General features: G+C 47.7%; 14 protein-coding genes. 9 read left to right on the top strand and 5 right to left on the bottom strand.

The window, feature by feature from the left end; all coding sequences use genetic code 11:
* Positions 1-33 precede the first annotated feature (33 nt).
* Positions 34-828, top strand: coding sequence for a hydrogenase nickel incorporation protein HypB (gene hypB / locus GA520_RS25665; RefSeq protein WP_163336249.1), 795 nt, complete (start codon positions 34-36; stop codon positions 826-828).
* A gap of 189 nt (positions 829-1,017) precedes the next feature.
* Positions 1,018-1,764: a 3-deoxy-manno-octulosonate cytidylyltransferase gene (kdsB, locus tag GA520_RS25660; RefSeq protein WP_163336248.1), complete on the top strand. Its 747-nt coding sequence runs from the start codon at positions 1,018-1,020 to the stop codon at positions 1,762-1,764.
* A gap of 171 nt (positions 1,765-1,935) precedes the next feature.
* Here the strand turns inward: kdsB and GA520_RS25655 are convergent, their stop codons facing one another.
* On the bottom strand, positions 1,936-2,364 hold the full coding sequence (locus GA520_RS25655) for a universal stress protein (RefSeq protein ID WP_163336247.1): 429 nt from the start codon (positions 2,362-2,364) through the stop codon (positions 1,936-1,938).
* A 359-nt stretch (positions 2,365-2,723) separates the two neighbouring features.
* Between GA520_RS25655 and ctlX the strand changes: the two genes are divergently transcribed.
* Complete coding sequence (ctlX, locus tag GA520_RS25650) at positions 2,724-3,650, top strand: citrulline utilization hydrolase CtlX (RefSeq protein WP_163336246.1); 927 nt, start codon at positions 2,724-2,726, stop codon at positions 3,648-3,650.
* 13 nt (positions 3,651-3,663) lie between these two features.
* Here ctlX and GA520_RS25645 read toward each other — a convergent pair whose 3' ends face one another.
* The 3 genes from GA520_RS25645 to GA520_RS25635 form a co-directional block, all read right to left on the bottom strand.
* Entirely contained in the window at positions 3,664-4,005 is a 342-nt protein-coding gene (locus tag GA520_RS25645) for a histidine triad nucleotide-binding protein (protein ID WP_163336528.1), read from the bottom strand.
* Between the two features lie 294 nt (positions 4,006-4,299).
* Entirely contained in the window at positions 4,300-5,025 is a 726-nt protein-coding gene (locus GA520_RS25640; RefSeq protein WP_163336245.1) for an acyl-[acyl-carrier-protein] thioesterase, read from the bottom strand.
* 73 nt (positions 5,026-5,098) lie between these two features.
* The gene (locus GA520_RS25635) at positions 5,099-6,184 is read right to left on the bottom strand and encodes a LacI family DNA-binding transcriptional regulator (protein WP_163336244.1); all 1,086 of its coding nucleotides are present in this window, start codon (positions 6,182-6,184) and stop codon (positions 5,099-5,101) included.
* Positions 6,185-6,302: 118 nt separating this feature from the next.
* On the opposite strand from GA520_RS25635, the gene GA520_RS25630 reads away from it, so the two are divergent.
* The 6 genes from GA520_RS25630 (at position 6,303) to GA520_RS25605 (ending at position 12,419) form a co-directional block, all read left to right on the top strand.
* Positions 6,303-7,355 (top strand): TRAP transporter substrate-binding protein, encoded by a 1,053-nt coding sequence (locus GA520_RS25630; RefSeq protein ID WP_205749194.1) that lies wholly within the window; start codon positions 6,303-6,305, stop codon positions 7,353-7,355.
* 73 nt (positions 7,356-7,428) lie between these two features.
* Positions 7,429-7,983 carry a TRAP transporter small permease gene (locus GA520_RS25625; protein WP_205749193.1) on the top strand — a complete coding sequence of 185 codons (555 nt, stop codon included), beginning with the start codon at positions 7,429-7,431 and terminating at the stop codon, positions 7,981-7,983.
* The gene (locus tag GA520_RS25620; protein ID WP_163336243.1) at positions 7,980-9,257 is read left to right on the top strand and encodes a TRAP transporter large permease; all 1,278 of its coding nucleotides are present in this window, start codon (positions 7,980-7,982) and stop codon (positions 9,255-9,257) included. The genes GA520_RS25625 and GA520_RS25620 overlap by 4 nt, the downstream gene beginning before the upstream one ends.
* A gap of 6 nt (positions 9,258-9,263) precedes the next feature.
* Positions 9,264-9,812: a VOC family protein gene (locus GA520_RS25615; protein WP_163336242.1), complete on the top strand. Its 549-nt coding sequence runs from the start codon at positions 9,264-9,266 to the stop codon at positions 9,810-9,812.
* Between the two features lie 5 nt (positions 9,813-9,817).
* Positions 9,818-11,092 (top strand): ribulose-bisphosphate carboxylase large subunit family protein, encoded by a 1,275-nt coding sequence (locus GA520_RS25610; RefSeq protein ID WP_163336241.1) that lies wholly within the window; start codon positions 9,818-9,820, stop codon positions 11,090-11,092.
* Between the two features lie 37 nt (positions 11,093-11,129).
* On the top strand, positions 11,130-12,419 hold the full coding sequence (locus GA520_RS25605; RefSeq protein WP_163336240.1) for a four-carbon acid sugar kinase family protein: 1,290 nt from the start codon (positions 11,130-11,132) through the stop codon (positions 12,417-12,419).
* A 341-nt stretch (positions 12,420-12,760) separates the two neighbouring features.
* Here GA520_RS25605 and GA520_RS25600 read toward each other — a convergent pair whose 3' ends face one another.
* Positions 12,761-19,105, bottom strand: coding sequence for a matrixin family metalloprotease (locus GA520_RS25600; protein ID WP_163336239.1), 6,345 nt, complete (start codon positions 19,103-19,105; stop codon positions 12,761-12,763).
* Between the last annotated feature and the right edge of the window lie 4 nt (positions 19,106-19,109).

Below are 19,109 nucleotides of genomic sequence, written 5' to 3'. Positions count from 1 at the left end.
TCATCCCGACACGATATAAACGAGGGAACAATTATGTGCGATACATGCGGATGCCCCAGCCCTTCAGACCATCATCACGACCACGACCACGACCACGATCACAGCCACGGCCATAGCCACGATCATGATCATGATCACAGTCATGAAAAAAAGACTGTTGATGTGCACGCCAGCCTTTTTGCGGCAAACGATGCCATGGCCCGTGCCAACCGTGAACATTTCGATGATATTGGTGCAGTGGCACTCAATCTCATATCCAGCCCCGGTTCAGGCAAGACCACCCTACTAGAACACACTATAGAGGCCCTGAAAGGTGAGTTAAAGATTGGTGTCATTGAGGGCGACCCGGAAACCGATCGCGATGCGGAACGCATCCGCGCCAAAGGCGTACCCGTTGTGCAATTGACCACGGGAGGTGCTTGCCACCTCGACGCGGCCATGACCCATCGCGGCTTCCACCAACTGGAAAAAGAGCCGGGGTATGAAGATGTGGATATCCTTTTCATAGAAAACGTAGGCAATCTCGTCTGCCCAGCCACTTTCGATCTTGGTGAACACGAACGTGTGGTACTTGTCTCCGTACCGGAGGGCCCGGACAAACCGGCTAAATACCCCAAGACATTCACCACCGCAGACACCTTCATGATCTCCAAGATTGATCTCTTGCCTTACTTTGATTTCCCTGTTGAAGAGGCTAAAAGAGAAGCGCTTCAGATCAACCCTAAAATGAAGGTTCTTGAGCTTGCCAGTACCACCGGCGAAGGAATGGATAGCTGGTTTGACTATCTCCGTGAACTGGTAAAAAACAAAAAAGCGGCGACAAAGTAAAAGAAGATGTCAACCTACCCTGCCTTAGCGGCCCGATTATAAGCGCCATCCCGGGCCGCGACCTGATTTTTCCATGGCCAGAATTGAATTCAGTCGGTACTATTCTGTGCCAAGACCCTATACGATACTAATACCATACCGCCTCTCCACCGGCGTGCAGACCATCTTCTTTTGATAAAGGTTTTCAGTATGAGCAGCCTCCCTCCTTGTTACGCTATTATTCCAGCTCGTTACCAATCCCATAGATTCCCCGGAAAGCCCCTGGCAGATATCCTTGGAAAACCCATGTTCTATTGGGTCTATGAGAGGGCGGCGAGCTGCCCTTTACTTAAAAAAGTATGCCTGGCGACTGATGACAGGCGCATATATGATGCGGCAGAGAAATGGAATGTCCCGGTGGTGATGACCGACCCTGACCACCCCTCCGGATCAGACAGGATCATGGAGGCTGCAGAAATCCTGGGACTGGAAGACGAGGCTGTGGTAGTAAACATACAGGGTGATGAGCCGGCACTGGACCGCAACATGCCCGGAAAGCTTGTTGAGCCCTTTTCCAACCCGTCTATACAGGTCACCACCCTTGCTCGTATCATCGATGCTCGGCAAGCTGAGAATCCGGACAGGGTCAAGGTGGTCCGTTCATCAGAAGGCAATGCACTCTATTTCTCCCGTTCAAAAATCCCCTATATCCGGGACGCAGACCTTGCCCATACGGATTACCTGCTCCATATCGGACTCTATGCGTACCGGTTAACCGCCCTGCGAACATTTACCAGCCTCCCGCCGAGCCCGCTTGAGAAAATTGAAAAGCTTGAACAGTTGCGGCTTCTCGAAGCAGACATCTCTATACATGTGGTCATGACGGACTACCAGGGATTCGGTGTGGACAGACCCGAGGACCTGGATCTCATCCTCCCCCAGATGCGTGATCTGTAGTCTGGCTCCCCGGCTACCCTTTGGGGCATAGAAGCACATACTCTGAGTGTCTAATAGACTCAAGCGGTACCGTACTCCTGTTTTTCGGCTATAAGTCAGAGTAGACTTTTCTTACAGCCACAACAATTTCTAAGACGGCACCGAGGGCCTTTTCCCGCAGGGTACTGCCGGCTACCTCACCACCAGGACAGGAATCCCGCAAAGTGCCAGGACCCGGTGGGTGACACTGCCCATGACGAGTCCTTCAAGATCACTCATGCCCCGTGATCCCATTACAATAAGGTCACACCCTTCTTCCCGCGCGATCTGACATATCTCGTTACCTACATTACTGGCATGACGAATCACCTCAAAATAGGTAATTTTGTTTTCACCAAGAAACTCACGGAATGGACGAAGGACGATTTCCGCTTCTTCCTTCTGAGCCAGCTCAGCTTCTTCACGCGGTTTCCCTACGATAAACGCAGGAATTGGGCCAGTTACATACACGAGCACAATCTCAGCCGACATCGCTAAAGCAATACCCACCGCTTTTTTCTTGGCAAGCTTTGAGCTGATCGAACCGTCCACAGGAAGAAGAATTTTCTTGAAATATGGCATGGTGCACCTCCATTGGCTGGGGTCGCAATAGCTTGAAAACAGGATACATCACTCGTTTTCAAACGTGTTTATAGTAACGACGGGCAACATTCCCATCGTTTCATAATCGCATTGCACCTGACATCTGGCACCAAAATCGTTAGAAACCGGATGTTGGTTCTCCTTCTATTATATGCCAGGTAGGAAACAAGAGTCAAAAAAGACGGACTACCTGATAATACATCTCATTTCCGGGCTACGATGCAAATGAAACCGGGGAGCAAATTCTATTGTCACCCACAACGAACTGCGTTACCTTTCTTCTGGTGAATATTTATTTGAAAGCATATGTAATTCAGATACCATAGAGGAATGCACCCATGGCACTGATTCAAGCTCCAAATGGTGTAGTAATGATACGCCCCTGGCGTTTTCACTCAAATCCTGAAACCGCCACCGACAACGCCTTTCAAAAAGCAAGCGCCACACCGGATACAAACGTGTCACTCCAGGCCAGGATAGAATTTGATGCAGCCGTCGAAACACTGAAAAAGAAAGGCGTACGTGTTCATGTTTTTGATGATTTTGGTGAGCGGGAGACACCTGATTCAGTTTTTCCGAACAACTGGTTTTCAACCCATCCCGGTGGCCATATCGCCGTCTATTCCATGTATTCCCCCTCCAGGCGCAGGGAGCGTCGCCAGGATGTGATTGAGATGCTCAAATGCGAGTACAGGGTGCAGGATGTGATTGATTATTCGGGACTTGAATGGGATAATCTGTTTCTGGAAGGGACTGGGGCCATGGTGCTGGATCACATTGAACGGGTTGCCTATACGGCAAAATCGAATCGGGCCAGTGATATCATTCTCGAACGATTCTGCTCCAATTTCCAGTTTGAGCCGATGGCCTTTGATACCGCCGATACCCACGGCACACCAATCTACCACACCAATGTGATGATGTGTATCGGTACCGAATTCGCCCTCATCTGCCTGGAAATGATCGTCGATAAAGGCAGGCGAATGGAAATCAGGAAGAGGCTGGAAAACAGCGGTCGCAAAATAGTTGATCTCAGTTTCGAGCAGATCGATAACTTTGCGGGCAACGCCCTTGAGCTGACCGGCAATGATGGCTCCATCCTCGCCATGTCGCAACGGGCCGCCGACGCCCTGACAGATGAGCAGAAAGAAATCATTGGGCAATCGGCACAGATCGTGCCTCTTTCAGTCCCCACCATCGAACTTGCCGGCGGCTCCGTACGGTGTATGCTGGCAGGTATTCACCTGACACCGCGTAAATTATAGGGCCGAACGGCTCCTACATAGGCCAGGGCTTGTCCTTCCCGCCCAAGATATGCATATGGACGTGGAAAACCACCTGGCCTGATTTGGCCCCGTTATTAAAAATAACCCGGTAATTATCCGCCACACCCTGTTCCTTTGCCACCTGGGCACCAATTCGCAAGACCTTGCCCATTACCAGGTCATCAACTTCTTCAACATCTGCCGGCATGGAAATATGTTTCTTGGGAACCACCAGGAAATGAACCGGTGCCTGGGGGGCAATATCCTTGAAAGCAAGTATATCGTCATCTTCATAGAGCTTTTCAGATGGGATTTCACCTGCGATTATCTTACAGAAAATACAATCATCCATAATTGTTGTCCTCCTACCTGGCCATTAAAATGGCATAGTTTCTGTTCTACCTCACCACAAAGGGGTCGTTCTCCATACTTTTAAGAAGAGCTTTCTTTAACAGTCCACTAATAAATCAGATGAGCTCTGTAGCTTATTACATACCATAAAGAAGCATGGCGTACGAGGGTAGTATCTGAAACAGCGACTTGATTAAACTACCGCATTATAGGTAGCAGCTTTCAAATACAAAAACCCAGGAATAAAGGTAAAATTATTCCAAGCTTTAAATAACAGAGAATAAAGTGAGATCCCGACTTACATCAGAAGGAGCTTTCCCTTGACACAAACGGTATTTTCATTTCTGACTTCAAAAAGGCAACCTTCAGTAGTTTTCTCAAGATATACAGTAACATCGGTTACCGTAAGAGGGATCTCGCGTAAAAATTGCACATCTAACCCGCCGAGAGATTTCTGCTCATCAAAATACCGATATAACGCTGTTTGAATATATTGGAGCATAACCGCATTATTGACATGACCATTTATATCATAATCCGATACCCTGGTCGCAATTTGTAAGATAAAATCAGGGCGAGTGATATCAACAAAGTCTACCTTCTCAACGTCAACATCAGTTGCCCGGCTTTCAACGACGCTGTAACGATCTGCATATTCAGGCGGAACCCTGGCAAGTCTGCCATTCTTAATATCCACATACACCCACAGGGAAGAGGCAGCAATAATCGCCTCCCCTTTTTCAAGAATTTCATAATCACGTACCCCTTTAAATCGAACGATACTCCTTGACCAGGTGTACACATCAATATGTTCCTCAAAGCGTGGTAAATCCATAATTTTTACCGCAACACGATTGAGCATCCAGGTCCTGCCGATATCCAGCAGGTCATTTACCTCTATTCCGATTTGGCGAGTGTGCAGGATAGCCATATCCTGAAAAATAGAGAACAGGCTATCCAGTCTCAATAAACCAGTGGCAGAAACCTCTGAAACACCGACAAGTTGACTGCGATGAATTTTCATGCAAAACCGTTCACTGAAGATTTTTAAAACTCATGAAGATACTTCCCATAGAGCAGTTTACAATATGTCAGAACTAAGGCAGGTTCTCTCTGCATATTATTTGCATCGATAGTTTCGGGATTCCACCCAATGGAGCAATTCCCTTAGAGAGATTCAGAAAAATCTGACAGGTATTGTGTACTAGAGCCAGTGGATCCTGATGGATTACAATATCCATTGTTTCTTCAATCAGCATCATTCGCGTATCTTCCCCCAGACCATGACCTATAAAAACAAGAGAATCCCCCTTGCCTGCTTCCAGAAGAGCTGCAGCAACTCCACCCGATGAACCACCGATATTGTAAATACCGACCAGGTTCTGATGTTGTTTCAGAAATGAAAGAGTCAGTTGGTAGTTCTCTTCAAAGTCATCATGGCCCTCACGGGCACCAACAACCCGTAGCCCCGGGTAATTTTCCTGCATATACGCCAGAAAACCCATTTCACGCTCATTGTGAGCCAAATAGCTGAGACTTCCCGCAATCAAGCCGACATCTCCTTCATTCCTGCCACTAAAACGTGCCATAAGATGGGCTGCGGTGCGTCCGACAGCGCGATTATCCAGCCCGACGAATGCAGTTCTTGAACAGTTGCTTACATCAGTGATTATCGTTACAACTGGTGTCCCTCTTTTTGTCACCTCATTGACAGCTTCCCGAACAATCGGGTGTTCCAAACCCATTACAGCAATTCCGTCAGCGCTGGTTGCATGACTACGAATCTCTTTTGCAAGAGCGCCTGCATCAAATCCATGGACAAGTTTACAATCACATCGAACATTACAGGATCTCTGGAGATGATCATCAGTTCGTATAATTTGTTCAAGATGCTTTAGATACGGGTTGGTTCCGGTTGGCAACAGGAATACAACCTTTAATGGTTTTACCCTGCTGTTATCCACCGGCAGCGAATCAAAAAGGTATCCCAGCTCTGTCGCCGCACTCAGTACGCGTTTTGCAGTTGCCTCACGTACCCCTCCTCTGTTGTTGAGAACCCTGTCAACCGTTGCCGTCGAAACCTGAGCGGCCTCGGCTACTTCGACTATCCCGGGGCGCCCTCTTCTCTGTTTTTCAGTGCTGATGACAATACCTCCGAAATCTAGAATAGAATCAATAAACATCAAAATACATCATTTACTAAAATATAAAAACATTTTGACAAATTCAAGTTTTTTAGATATTCATAGAATTGATTGAACAATCAAATACCATCAAAATCAATCATCAAGGAGGCCGTACATGAATCCCAACCAGCACCTTTCTCACCAAAACCGCAGCATGACACAATACCTGTGCAAGCTACCAGTCCTCATTTCTCTGGTCTTTTGCATAACCACGTCCCTGGTTGCAGTATCAAGTCTTTGTGCCAAGACCATAAAACTCCGTTATGGTCACATGAACGCGCCCTCAAGCGTCGCGGGACTACAGGCCGAATGGCTTGCAGAGGCAGTAGCAAAAGAAACCAACGGTGAAGTGGAAATCGTTGTCTACCCTTCCTCCCAGCTTGGTAAACTGCAGGAACTGGCCGAAGCTGTGTCAACCGGAGTAATCGCCCTCTCCCACAACACAGCCGGAGGGTTTGGCTCTCTCTACGCCCCCTTTGCCGCACTTGACACCCCTTACCTGTACAAAGATGTCAATCATCTGATGAAGGTAACTGATATCAACTCACCGGTCATGCAGTCCCTAAACGATGGCCTTGTCAATAATGCTGGCGTACGAGTTCTGTATTGCTACTATTTCGGTACACGGCAGTTAACCGCTAATAAAGAGGTCAAATCACCTGCAGACCTCTCTGGTGTAAAAATCCGTTCTATCCCGTTTCCAATATACACTTCAGCAGTCGAGGGACTCGGCGCAGTTGCCGTTCCTGTTGACTGGTCTGAGGTTCCGACCGCACTCGCAACCGGTGTAGTTTCCGGCCAGGAAAATCCCGTGAACGTTGTTCTCTCCAATAAACTCTATGATGTACAGTCGCACATGATGCTCACTGACCACATCATGGGCGGTCAGGTGATTGTCATCAATGAAATGACCTGGCAGAAACTCAGCCCGGAACAACAAGACGGAATCGCAAAAGCCGCTGCAGAAGTCAGGCAGAAAGCCACCGCAGCAGTCAAGAACAAAGAAGAAACTGAGCTTGGCGAACTGAAGAAACTTGGCATGAAAATAATCGGACCGGAAGAGGGACTGGACAAGGCAGCGTTCCGGGCCAACGTCCAGAAGCTTGTTAATAAAAAGTTCTCTGCCGAATACGGAGAACTCTACAAGCAGATCGACGCAATCAACTAACACTTCAGAGAAAAGAAAAGCCACCAGGATTTCACGGTGGCTTTTCCCTCAAAGGATCGATACTGAGAATATTATGAACAGTCCGGTCAGACCAACATATCTGGAACGCTGTGACCGTATCCTGGCGGGAATGAGCAGAGGCCTCATTATCGGCTCCATGTTCTTCCTGGCGGTAATGACGATCCTGATTGCCCTGCAGGTCGCGAGCAGGAATTTTTTCAGCATAGGCCTTCCCTGGGCAGATGAGCTGGCTCGTTTCACAGGTCTCGGGGTTGTCTTCTTTACCGTCCCGCTGCTGCAATATCGTGGAAGACATATAGCTGTTGATATATTCAGCAGCAAATTAAAAGGGATCGCCTCGGTAGTTCTTCGCTGTATCAATGAGGCTGCGGTACTGGTTTTCTGCATATTGCTCCTGGTCAGTTTTGCACACTTCCTGCAGCGTGCCGCCCATTTTTCTACCCCGGCCATGGGCATGCCGAATTGGTTATTTTACGCACCGGCCCTGATTGGTGTCATCTGCTGCACCCTGGTAACGTCCTTAAGGCTCCTTCGCTTCTGCAGCTGCAAAGGTGTCGGTGCCGATGACCACCACGAGTCAACACCTACCGGAGACAAACAGCCGTGAGTCTACTTTTACTAGTACTTTTCTTTGTCATGTTGGTTATGGGCACCCCCATCGCCGTCTCCATGGGGCTTTCAGCTGCTATTGTCATTATTAGCAATGAACTTCCAGTTTCAGTACTTGCTCAACGATCAGTAAATGCACTTGATTCCACACCGCTGCTTGCTGTTCCTCTTTTCATCCTGGCAGCAAACATCCTGAACGTCTCTGGTGTTACCAGCCACATATTCGAACTTATCCGACTCTTTGTTGGCAGGATAAGGGGAGGTGTTGCACAGGTTACAGTTCTGGTCAGCCTGGTCTTTTCCGGTATATCAGGTGCGGCCCTCGCAGATATCGGCGCACTTGGTAACCTGCAGATCAACATGATGCGCAAACAGGGGTATAAAGACGAATTTGCGGCGGGTATAACCATGGCTGCCGCCACCATCGGCCCTATTTTCCCTCCTAGTATTCCGATTATCATTTTTGCCGCTGCTGCCCAGATATCTGCTGTAAAACTACTGCTAGCAGGTATTATCCCGGCAATCATCATCACCATTCTACTGGTAGGCCAGATAGCTCTTATGGCGAAAATTTATAATCTGCCCAGAGATGAAACCCGTCCCTCCCTGGCCTTGATCCGGCGGCAGTTCATTGTATCCCTGCCGGCACTTTTTGCACCCGTCCTGCTCATCGGCGGCCTTGTCAGCGGTCTTTTCGGTCCTACAGAGGTAGCCGGGGTCACCGTCGTCTATGCCGTAGTCATTGGCAAGTTTTTCTACCGCCAACTAAACTGGAAAGGACTTGTCGATGCTGCCCGGGAAACGGTTGAAGCCACAGCAAGTGTCCTCTTTATCGTCGCTACGGCTGCACTCTTTGCCTGGGTATTGACTATTGACCGGGTTCCCGTTGCTGTCAGCCACTTTCTTCTTGGTGTTTCTGACAATCCTGTCATCCTGTTGCTCATCGTCAACGTCCTGCTGCTCATTGCCGGCATGGTACTTGAATCAATTGCGGCTATTCTTATTATCGCACCAATCGTCACGCCCGCCTTGAGTATGGCTGGTGTCGACCCGATTCAACTCGGAATAGTCTTTGTCCTGAACCTTATGATCGGTCTCTTGACTCCACCAGTCGGCATGAGTCTCTACATGGTCTCTATTATTGCCGACATTCCACTGTTTAAGGTTGTTCGCGGGGTGCTGCCATTCCTTGTATCCCTGCTGCTATCCCTACTGCTGGTCACGTTAGTGCCAATGCTCTCAACGTGGCTGCCAAACCAATTAATGAATTAATACGTTATGAGTAGATTATTAGGAGAAATACGACAATTCGGCTATGTCGTCGATGATATTGAAGCCGCGATGAAATACTGGACCGACGTAATGGGTGTGGGTCCTTGGTATTACAACGAAAAGGTGCCCATTCAAAACTACCGATTCTGTGGTGGACACTACGAAGTCCATAACTCGGTCGCACTTGCTAATTCCGGCCCTGTCCAGGTGGAGCTCATCCAGACCAGAAATGACGTTCCATCAATGTACAGGGAATTCCAGAAAAGCCAAAAAACCGGTTTACAGCACATCGCTTTCTGGACTGAAAAATTTGACGAGGATCTGAACAAAATGCTGAGCCACGGATTCAAGGTCAAGATGAGCGGTGAAGTCGGCACAAACGGCCGGTTTGTATATTTTGACAAGGAATATCATCCGGGTACCGTGATTGAGCTCTCAGAGGTACTCGGCCCCAAAGGCGATCTCTTTACAATGATACGGGAATCTGCAATTGACTGGGATGGCACCGATCCTGTCCGATCATTTCCAAACCTTAGCCAACCTACAACCGACTGATAATCATGGCTACCCAACAAGTAATCGCGACCTACCTCATTGAGACGCCTCTGCCTGTAGAGAAGGTCGCAGCAATAATGGCCGGGGAACAGAGTTGCGGCACCTTTACCCGTGTAGCTGGTGAAACCGACGAATTACGACAGCGTGCTGCTGCTAATGTCCTCAAAATCGAACAACTGGGCCAGGCTGAACTGCCAAGCCTCAACAGTCAATACCTACAGCGTAAAGAGATAACAGGTCCATTCACCAGAGCAAGAGTGACCATAGGTTTTCCACTCGCCAATATCGGTACCAATCTTACTGCTCTCGCAGCTATTGTCGGGGGAAACCTTTTCGATATAGGAGAGGTGACAGGGCTGCGCCTTAAAGATGTGACCGTACCACAAGATCTTCGGCAGCACTTCCCGACTCCCCCTCAAGGGATCAGTGGTACACGTAAGATACTCGGTGCTTATGACAGGCCTGTTTTTGGTACAATTATCAAGCCGAATCTCGGCATGAGCCCGGAACAGACTGCCTCACTGGTGGAAACACTGTGCGAAGCCGGTATCGATTTCATAAAGGACGATGAAGTCTGCGGCAGTCCGGACCATGCCCCCATCGACAAGAGAATTCGGGCAGTGATGACAAGAGTTCGAAACTACCGGGAGCGGACCGGTAATGACGTAATGGTTGCCTTTAACATCAGCGACGATATCGATGGCATGTGTCGGCACGCTGAGCTGGTAAAAGCAGAGGGGGGCAATTGTGTCATGGTAAGCCTGAACTGGTGTGGTCTTGCTGCAGTACAGAGTTTACGGAAATCTACGGACCTGGTAATTCACGGTCACCGCAATGGATATGGCGCCATGAGCCGTCACCCCCTGCTCGGCATCGGCACCCTGGCCTACCAGACCCTTTATCGTCTGACCGGTATTGATCATCTTCACGTTCACGGCATCGGTGGCAAGTTCTGCAACCCGGATAAAGAAGTTGCTGAATCAGGTCGTCACTGCCTGGTTCCTCTTTGCGAAAACAGCGAGGCTGTTGATACCGTGATGCCTGTTTTTTCCTCTGGCCAATGGGCCGGCAATATTGGAGTCACCCACGAAGCCCTGCAAAGCAGTGACTTTATGTTTCTTGCTGGTGGGGGTATCCTCGCTCACCCTGATGGCCCTTCCTCTGGGGTTAAAAGCTTGCAACAGGGATGGGAAGCAGTCCACACGGGCACTCCAATCGAAAAGTTTGCAAGCACCCATACCGAACTCCAGCAGGCTCTCGACTTTTTCGGAAAAAACTGATTCAGGCGTCACTCGCCCAAAATACTTCTAAGACATCATGACCCGTATACCGGACTACATTTTCTGTGGAGATGACTTTACCGGCGCTTCCGATACGCTTGCGACCCTGGCAAGAGGCGGCCTGAACTGCCGCCTCTTTCTAGATGCTCAAACATTGCTCAATTGCCAGGACCTTTCTGAACTTGATGCAGCAGGTATTGCGACCGCAACCAGGTCCATGCCGCCTGCAGATATCATTAACACCCTGCAACCTGTTGGAAAAATCCTTGAACAGCAAAGTAAAAGCGTCTTCCATTATAAGGTCTGCTCTACATTTGACAGCAGCCCGGAAACCGGCAGTATCGGGACAGCAGTCAATACCCTCAAACAGATCAAGCCAGAGAGTAATATTTTTATTTCCGGTGGCCAACCAAGCCTTGGCAGGTATTGTGTTTTCAATAACCTCTTCGCCGCGGCTGCAGACGGTGCTGTATACAGGATAGACCGCCACCCCACAATGGCAAATCACCCGGTCACGCCGATGCAGGAGTCCGACCTTGTCAGACTGCTGAACAGTCAAGGCCTGCCGAATATTTCCGGCATTCACAGGTCACTATATAGCAGCCTTAGCCATGACATCGCACGTCAAACAAACACGTTATGGAATAAAGGGGTTGCTGTACTCTTTGATGTTGAAGAGGATACTGATATCAAAATCCTCGGCTCCGTTCTAGCTTCTAACCGGGATACCGTAACTCTCGCGGTTGGTTCAAGCAGTATAGCTGAGGCATATTTGTCCCAGCGAGAAAGTGGCGATACACCAACAACTACACGCACTCCCTCGCTCCCGAAAAAGCCAGTATTCATCATTGCCGGCAGCCGTTCGCCCGTAACAGCAACCCAGGTTCAAAACAGCAGGGGCTTTCATAAATTGCTGATTGACCCTGAACAAATTGGGCGCGACAGGGTAACGGCTCTCGATAAATATCTATCGGAATGTACTGAGTGTCTCAAAAACAGCTCCCATGTGCTGGCCATCGTCACCAGCAACATGAATCATCATTTGAGCCGGGCCGACATTGCCGGTTTTACCGCTGCATTGACAGCCCGGGTTGCATTTTCAGGCCTGGTCGATCGAATCGGTATCGCAGGAGGGGATACATCAAGCCTTGCCCTGCAGGAGCTTGGTGCAGACAGTCTGTCTTATGAGGCAGATATTGAACCTGGACTCTGCCTATGCCGTCTCCATTCAGCGAAACAACAGAAGATTAACGGGTTGGAGATCATTTTAAAAGGCGGACAAATGGGCTCGCCAGAGCTCTTTAACAAACTTACGGGTCCTCTGTAGTAAAAAAGGAAACGGTTTAGAAAACAAAATCCCTGTTTCTATAAGCAACCCGTTGCATTGTGTCGATCTAATAGATGGTTCTCTAAAGAGGGCCTGTAGATAACGTCCTGCTCTTTTTCCACAAACACATCCTTAGTAACCCTTTATTACAGCCCGAAACCACTTATGCGCCCCTCCCATGCCAGGAACCTTGTGTCTCGTTCTAAGTAATCTCAGAACAATCCCACCATCAGAATTGCTCTACCAACAACTCCTCCCCCTTTCCAAATAACAACGCGGATGTAATCCCTTGAGGACTACATTCGCGAATATTTACTGCCACTCAGGTTACAGGGGCACGCTTACGCCGCAAGCAGCTCTCGATTCACCTTGTCCTCATTATCTGCCAGATGTGAGAGATCACTGGAAACACCTAGATCGCTATTAGCATCAAGGCCCAATCCTCTATTATGGTTGTAGGAATCATACTCTGAACCACCTGTTGCACTGCTCAAGCCAAGTGCAGCTGCAGTATCACCAAGTACATTACTGGCCATGGCGGCTGCAGGGGGTGCGGCAGGTTCATCCTGAACCATGGTATTAATCTGGGCTGCTGATATGCCATAGGCGCCGGACGGCTGGATATAGGCCACCTCGTTTTCTCCACCTTTAAACCAATCCTGAATGGTGACCATATTCTCGGAACTACCGTCGATCTTCACCAATAGGTTGTCACCGGATTTAAAGTAACTTAACCTATCAGAGGTGATATCATCAGTGAAGAGTAAAAAGTCGGTGCCGCCACCTGCGTTGATAATTGTATTATTACCCGAACCTGGCTGATAGGCATACGTGTCATCACCGGCTCCACCGTACATGATGTCATTGCCGGCATCTCCACAAAAGTAATCGTCACCAGCCCCACCTAGCATGGTATCATCACCGGCTCCACCATCGAAATAGTCGTCACCAGCCCCACCAAGTAACCAATCGTTACCATCAAAAGCAAAAAGCTGGTCATCTCCCGCAAAACCATTTAGCTGATCACTTCCAACTGTACCCACCAGCTGTTCAGAAGAAGTGGTACCATCAACTACAGTATCGAAATCGTACTCGGGGGTAATACCAAACATTGCATCAATTTGACCCTTAGAAAACTCTTCTTCGTTTTCTATCTCTATATAATAGATTTTATAGTCGTCCCCTAGAAACCAGTTTTGAATCGTCACTCGATCATCAGGAAACTGGCTCCCTTCCACCAAGAAGGATATGACGAGATCATCACCAATCCTCTCTAAATTTTGCATATCTGGGTACAAACTTTCATCGAGCAGTAGCCTGTCAAGACCACCACCGCTGGTATTTATCGTCTCGTGACCACTATTAGGTCTGTATATGTATAGGTCATTACCACCTCCTCCAATAAGCAGGTCATCTCCTTCACCACCTTGCAGGATATTGGCAGCAGCATTACCTTCGATCACATTATTTAAGTCATTCCCATAACCGTAGGTGACTGCACCACTGAGAGTAAGATTCTCGACATTATCGGATAGATTAGCTGTTGAATTATAGCCTCTTATTTCTGTATCAACACCTTCGTTATAATTCTCATAAATACTATCCGAAGCTGATATGGAGACATACGTATCGTCACCTTCTTTACCCCAATAACTGTTCGCACCTAGACCACCTTCGATCCTGTTGTTACCACTGTTACCGACTATGAAATTATTGAGCTCATTTCCTATCCCAGACAAATCCTCTTCACCAGTCAAGGTCAAATTCTCAAGATTCTCACCAAGGGTGTAGGAAACAGAGCTCTCAACCTCATCAATATCATACTCGTTCCCCTCATCCTCAATAATTGTGTCCTCAAGACTATCTACAACGTACAGATCGCTTCCCAAACCTCCGCGTAACGTGTCATGCCCATCGCCACCTATCAACCTGTCACCATTCGAACTGCCAATAAGCTCATCATCGCCACTACCCCCGTTTAAAATAACACTCCCTTCCGTGATCATGTTAGCGGATAAAGTATTATCCAACGAATTGCCCGTACCTTTTTTTCCATAGCCGGTACCTGTGAGAATCAAGTTTTCTACATTCTCAGAAAGAACTGTATCCACAGAGCTCTCAACCGTGTCAAGGCCCTCACCGACACGTTCAACGACAACATCCGACGTCGAATCAATCAGGTAATGATCATCACCTGTTCCTCCTTCCAAGCGATTTGTACCACTCCCTCCCGAGAGTATATCATTTCCACTTTCTCCAAAAAGTTGATCATCTCCACCATTTCCATTAAGAGTGTCATTTCCAGCACCACCATATACCTCATCAGCTCCGGGAGTGCCGTCAAAAACATCACTATTTGCACCAAGGTGCCATGCTGTTTGGATGGTTTCCAGAAGAGATAAGTGTGAAATAGCCCTCCCGCTATTATCGAGATCGTAAGTAAAGTTGAAATCGACTTGCGCACCGTTACGTAAAAGTATAGCGTCTCCATTACCGTACGCAATTCTCAAATCTGCACCATCAGCATCCAGCGTATACGTATGGAAATCACTATTTATTGTCACATAAGATATTTCCAGGTCAGCAAGCGTAATACCTGCTGGACGACCAAAAAGAATTTCATTCTCTCCTTCATTGTCTTCAATATAATCTATGCCATCACCAGGATTAAATACATAGCGATCATCCCCGGCTTCACCATAGAGGCGGTCTGAACCTCCCATCCCTGCAAAATAGTCGTTGCCACTGCCACCATAATAAATATCGTCACCACTATCAGTGGTTGAGTAAGAATCCTGAAAATAGTCATTGCCACCATACCCATAGATAATGTCATTCCCGCTGAAACCCCATAGGGCGTTATTGTCATTATCACCAATGAGAACGTCTGCATGTGAGCTGCCATTCAAATTCTCAATACCTATGAGAATGTCACCTTCGGCATCACCACCGGACATTTCTCCAGTTAAGAGATTACATGATACACCTGTGACAGACCCTTCATAGCAAGCAGTGTCCGTCCCTGCCCCTCCGATAAGGGTATCAGCCCCTGCTCCTCCGACAAGGTGGTCATTACCTTTTAGACCATTAATGAAATCAACTCCACCTGTACCGTAGAGCCACTCATTCTCATCTGTACCATATTTTACAGATTGGACAGTACCCGAATTGGTTAAGAACTCATCACTATAGCTTGCTTCCGTACCTATTGAATAACCGAACAAGTTAGTACGACCATCTTCAACAATTATTGAATCACCATTTCCATATTCAATCCAGAGATCCTGTCCGTCCTCTCCAACAGTGAATTTCTTATCGGCAATGGTTCCATAGCTGTATCTGATTGTTGATGGATCATCAACCCCCTGAAAAGTGATCGTGTTACTTCCTATGGTATCACTAATGTAGTCAAACCCATCGCCCGGGTTGAACATATACGAATCGTTCCCACCTTCTCCGTACAGTTCATCATCACCACTGCCACCTGTCAACGAGTCATCACCACTGCCACCCAGCAAGAAATCCTTGTCATCGCCTCCGTACAAGGTGTCGTCCCCATCCCCCCCGTAGAGCTGATCAATGCCTGTTTCACCATAGAGTTCATCGTTTTCTCCATCTCCGTGCAAAATATCGTTATCCGCGCCTCCATGAAGCAGATCGAGGCCATCACCTCCCCACAGTGAATCATCACCTTCACCGCCATCTAAGGTATCGTCATCACCCTCGCCAGAAAGGGTATCATCCTGGGAGCCGCCATAGAGATAATCTCCACCTGTTCCGCCAAACAAGGTATCTGTCCCTGATTCTCCATAGAGATAATCTACATCTCCGCCACCAGATAAATGATCGTTCCCTCCCCCACCATACAGGGTATCCTGCCCGCTACCGGATAGATCTCCGTTATCCCCCCAAAGAGAGTCGTTTCCACTCTCGCCATACAATGTATCATTTCCGAGGCCTCCGATAAGATCATCATCATCGTAACCTCCATAGATTTCGTCATTACCATCATCACCATTGAGTGTATCATCATCATTGCCACCGATAATTATGTCATCACCACCCTGGCCTGAGATCTGGTCATTGCCTTTCCCCCCATCAATATAATCATTGCCATCCTGAGAACTCAGTAGGGGTGATTGTGAGTCCCCCCATATATTATCGTTGCCATCTTCACCAAAGATGAAATCATTCCCGGTTTCCCCATGAATTTCATCATTACCCGCACCTGCATAGAGGGTATCTGTTCCCGCGCCTCCAACTAAACGATCAGCACCTTCGCCACCGGATAAATAATCGTCACCTTCATTACCGAGCAGGAAGTCATCACCAGTACCACCCGATAGCCAATCCTGCCCACCATTGCCAACTAGCAGGTCATTGCCTTCATCGCCATACAGAAAAACGGCCTCGTTGTGTAACTGGCCTTGAATAACATGCTCCACATCCCAGAATGGGGAATATCCATCTGGTTGATGTTCGGGGTGGTAATAGATTAACGATATGCTGTTATCAGTATTTGTGGTCAACTCGTACGTCCAACCGTCACCCAACTCAGAGTTACCTGTAAATGTTCCGTATTGAACGCCCCCACCACCTTGAGCGTATAAATACCCGCTGCTCTCACCTATATACAAACCACCAGACTCAAATGAGGTAGAAAAATTCTTTTTATAATCTGCCCAGATAATATCTTTTGTGAAAGGGCCACTTGGAAGACTGACATCAAACCATTCAGCTCCTACCGCCAAAATCACGTCATTTCCTGCACCACCTGACACGGAGGTCCCCTGATTCAGCCAGGTGATAAGATCATCACCCGCACCACCATCAATGGTATCCTGCCCCCCTCCACCTACTATCCAGTCATCACCATCACCTCCATAGAGCATATCATCACCGATATTACCGGCGATCATGTCATTGCCATCATTCCCTTCTATCTCTTTGGCAGTGGTTTCTGCGTCATAGAGGATGTTTGCATCTTCATCGCCTGGAGGAACTATAGAGACTGGTTCATCAGGAAGATCTCTCAAAAGAATCCCAAAAGTGCCAGATGAGAAATTGTCAATCACCACACTTGCACCATAGTTTAACTCTATTGTCAGCGAAGTGCCTTTGGTTGCTGTTAACCCGAGTAAAGTGTGTTGATAACTGCCATCGCTTTGCTCTTGCCATACACCACTCAGTATGCTGCCATTCTTTTCTTGTATGAGTCCATCGTTATCAGGGTCTATGATATGGCTTATGTAGTTTTCCCCCCCGCCAACAATATAAGTGTCGAAATCATCACCACCATACAGCCAGTTTTCTCCCCCACCCCCAAATAGTGTATCGCAACCTTGCTCGCCATATATCTTGTCATTGAAGTTTGAGCCTCTAATGGAATCAAGCCCTTTTCCACCTTCGATTCGATCTATATTCTCGACTTCTGTATAAGTTAAATCAATTGTATCGTTAAGATCTGTACCGGCAATGATATTGGTGCCACCTTTGCCATCTATTTTTTCAATGGAATGATGGTAAACAAGTTCATGAACACGGATGGTGTCATCATCGTCTCCGCCGAGGATTTTATCTTCATCGCCTCCACCACCTATGAATTCATCATAATCCTTGTCTTCACCGAAGACATAGAAGGTATCATTGCCTGAACCACCTGACATTGTATCCTGCCCTTTGCCGCCTACAATGATATCATTGCCAGCACCTCCATATATTGTATCATTGCCATTCCTGCCGTACAAATGATCGCCTCCGCCTTCGCCTTTAAGAATATTGGCTTCATCATTGCCTTTAATTTCGTCGTCCTGGTTGGTGCCGGTGGCGTTTTCGATGACAGCGTTAAAGGCGATGCCTGCATAAAGTGTCACGTTATCACTGGAATCTTTAATTTTAACCTCGCCGCCGTGATCCCCTTCGCTCAGGTCGATTAATGCCGTACCGCTTTGATTTGAGACGTCAATTGTGTCATTGCCGCCAGCGTCCCAGATAGCAAGATAGTGATTATTGGTGTCCCATTGATAGGTGTCATCCCCTGTCATATAGGACATATTCTTGCCATAGAGCTTTTGAATTGCGAGAATGTCGTAAACCATGGGGGTTTCGTTGGGAAGACGACCGCCTTCTGGAATTCCCTCAGGGTAATCCTTGGCCATGATTGAGTATAAAGAATCATTGCCAATATTATCGGAGTCACTGGTATCAAAAGGATGTTCAAGCCCTAAAGCATGACCAATTTCATGGACCAATACACGCCAGTAACGGGGATCGTTTTCTGCGTTTTCAAAGTTGGAAACCCCTTTCTGAGTATTGAACATAATTATGGCTTGGTAATCAGGATCTTCACTCAAATCCTGGGAACTCGGAGCCAATGTCGAGGCACCATACCACTCTGAGTTATAATCTGAATCTGACGCAAAATCTTTAAAGCCAAATGTAATGTCAGCATCATCTTCATCAGAAACCACATTGAACTTAATGCCAGAAATATTTTCCCAGTATTGATAAGCCGCCTTAACTGAATTTTGAGCCGCCGGGGTAAGATCAGCCAAATAAATTTTTATTTCAATAGAGCCGCCAACACTCCCACCTATTTTATGGTGCCATTGCGTCAGCGAATCAGGATCACTCAGACTGCCGCGAATCATTCCATCGATAATATTTTTTTGCTCTTCTGTTGCCACGGTA

The organism is Desulfopila sp. IMCC35008 (genome assembly GCF_010646885.2).
Lineage (GTDB): Bacteria > Desulfobacterota > Desulfobulbia > Desulfobulbales > Desulfocapsaceae > Desulfopila.
Note: the sequence above shows the minus strand (reverse complement) of the source record. Positions and strands in the feature narration are given on the sequence as shown.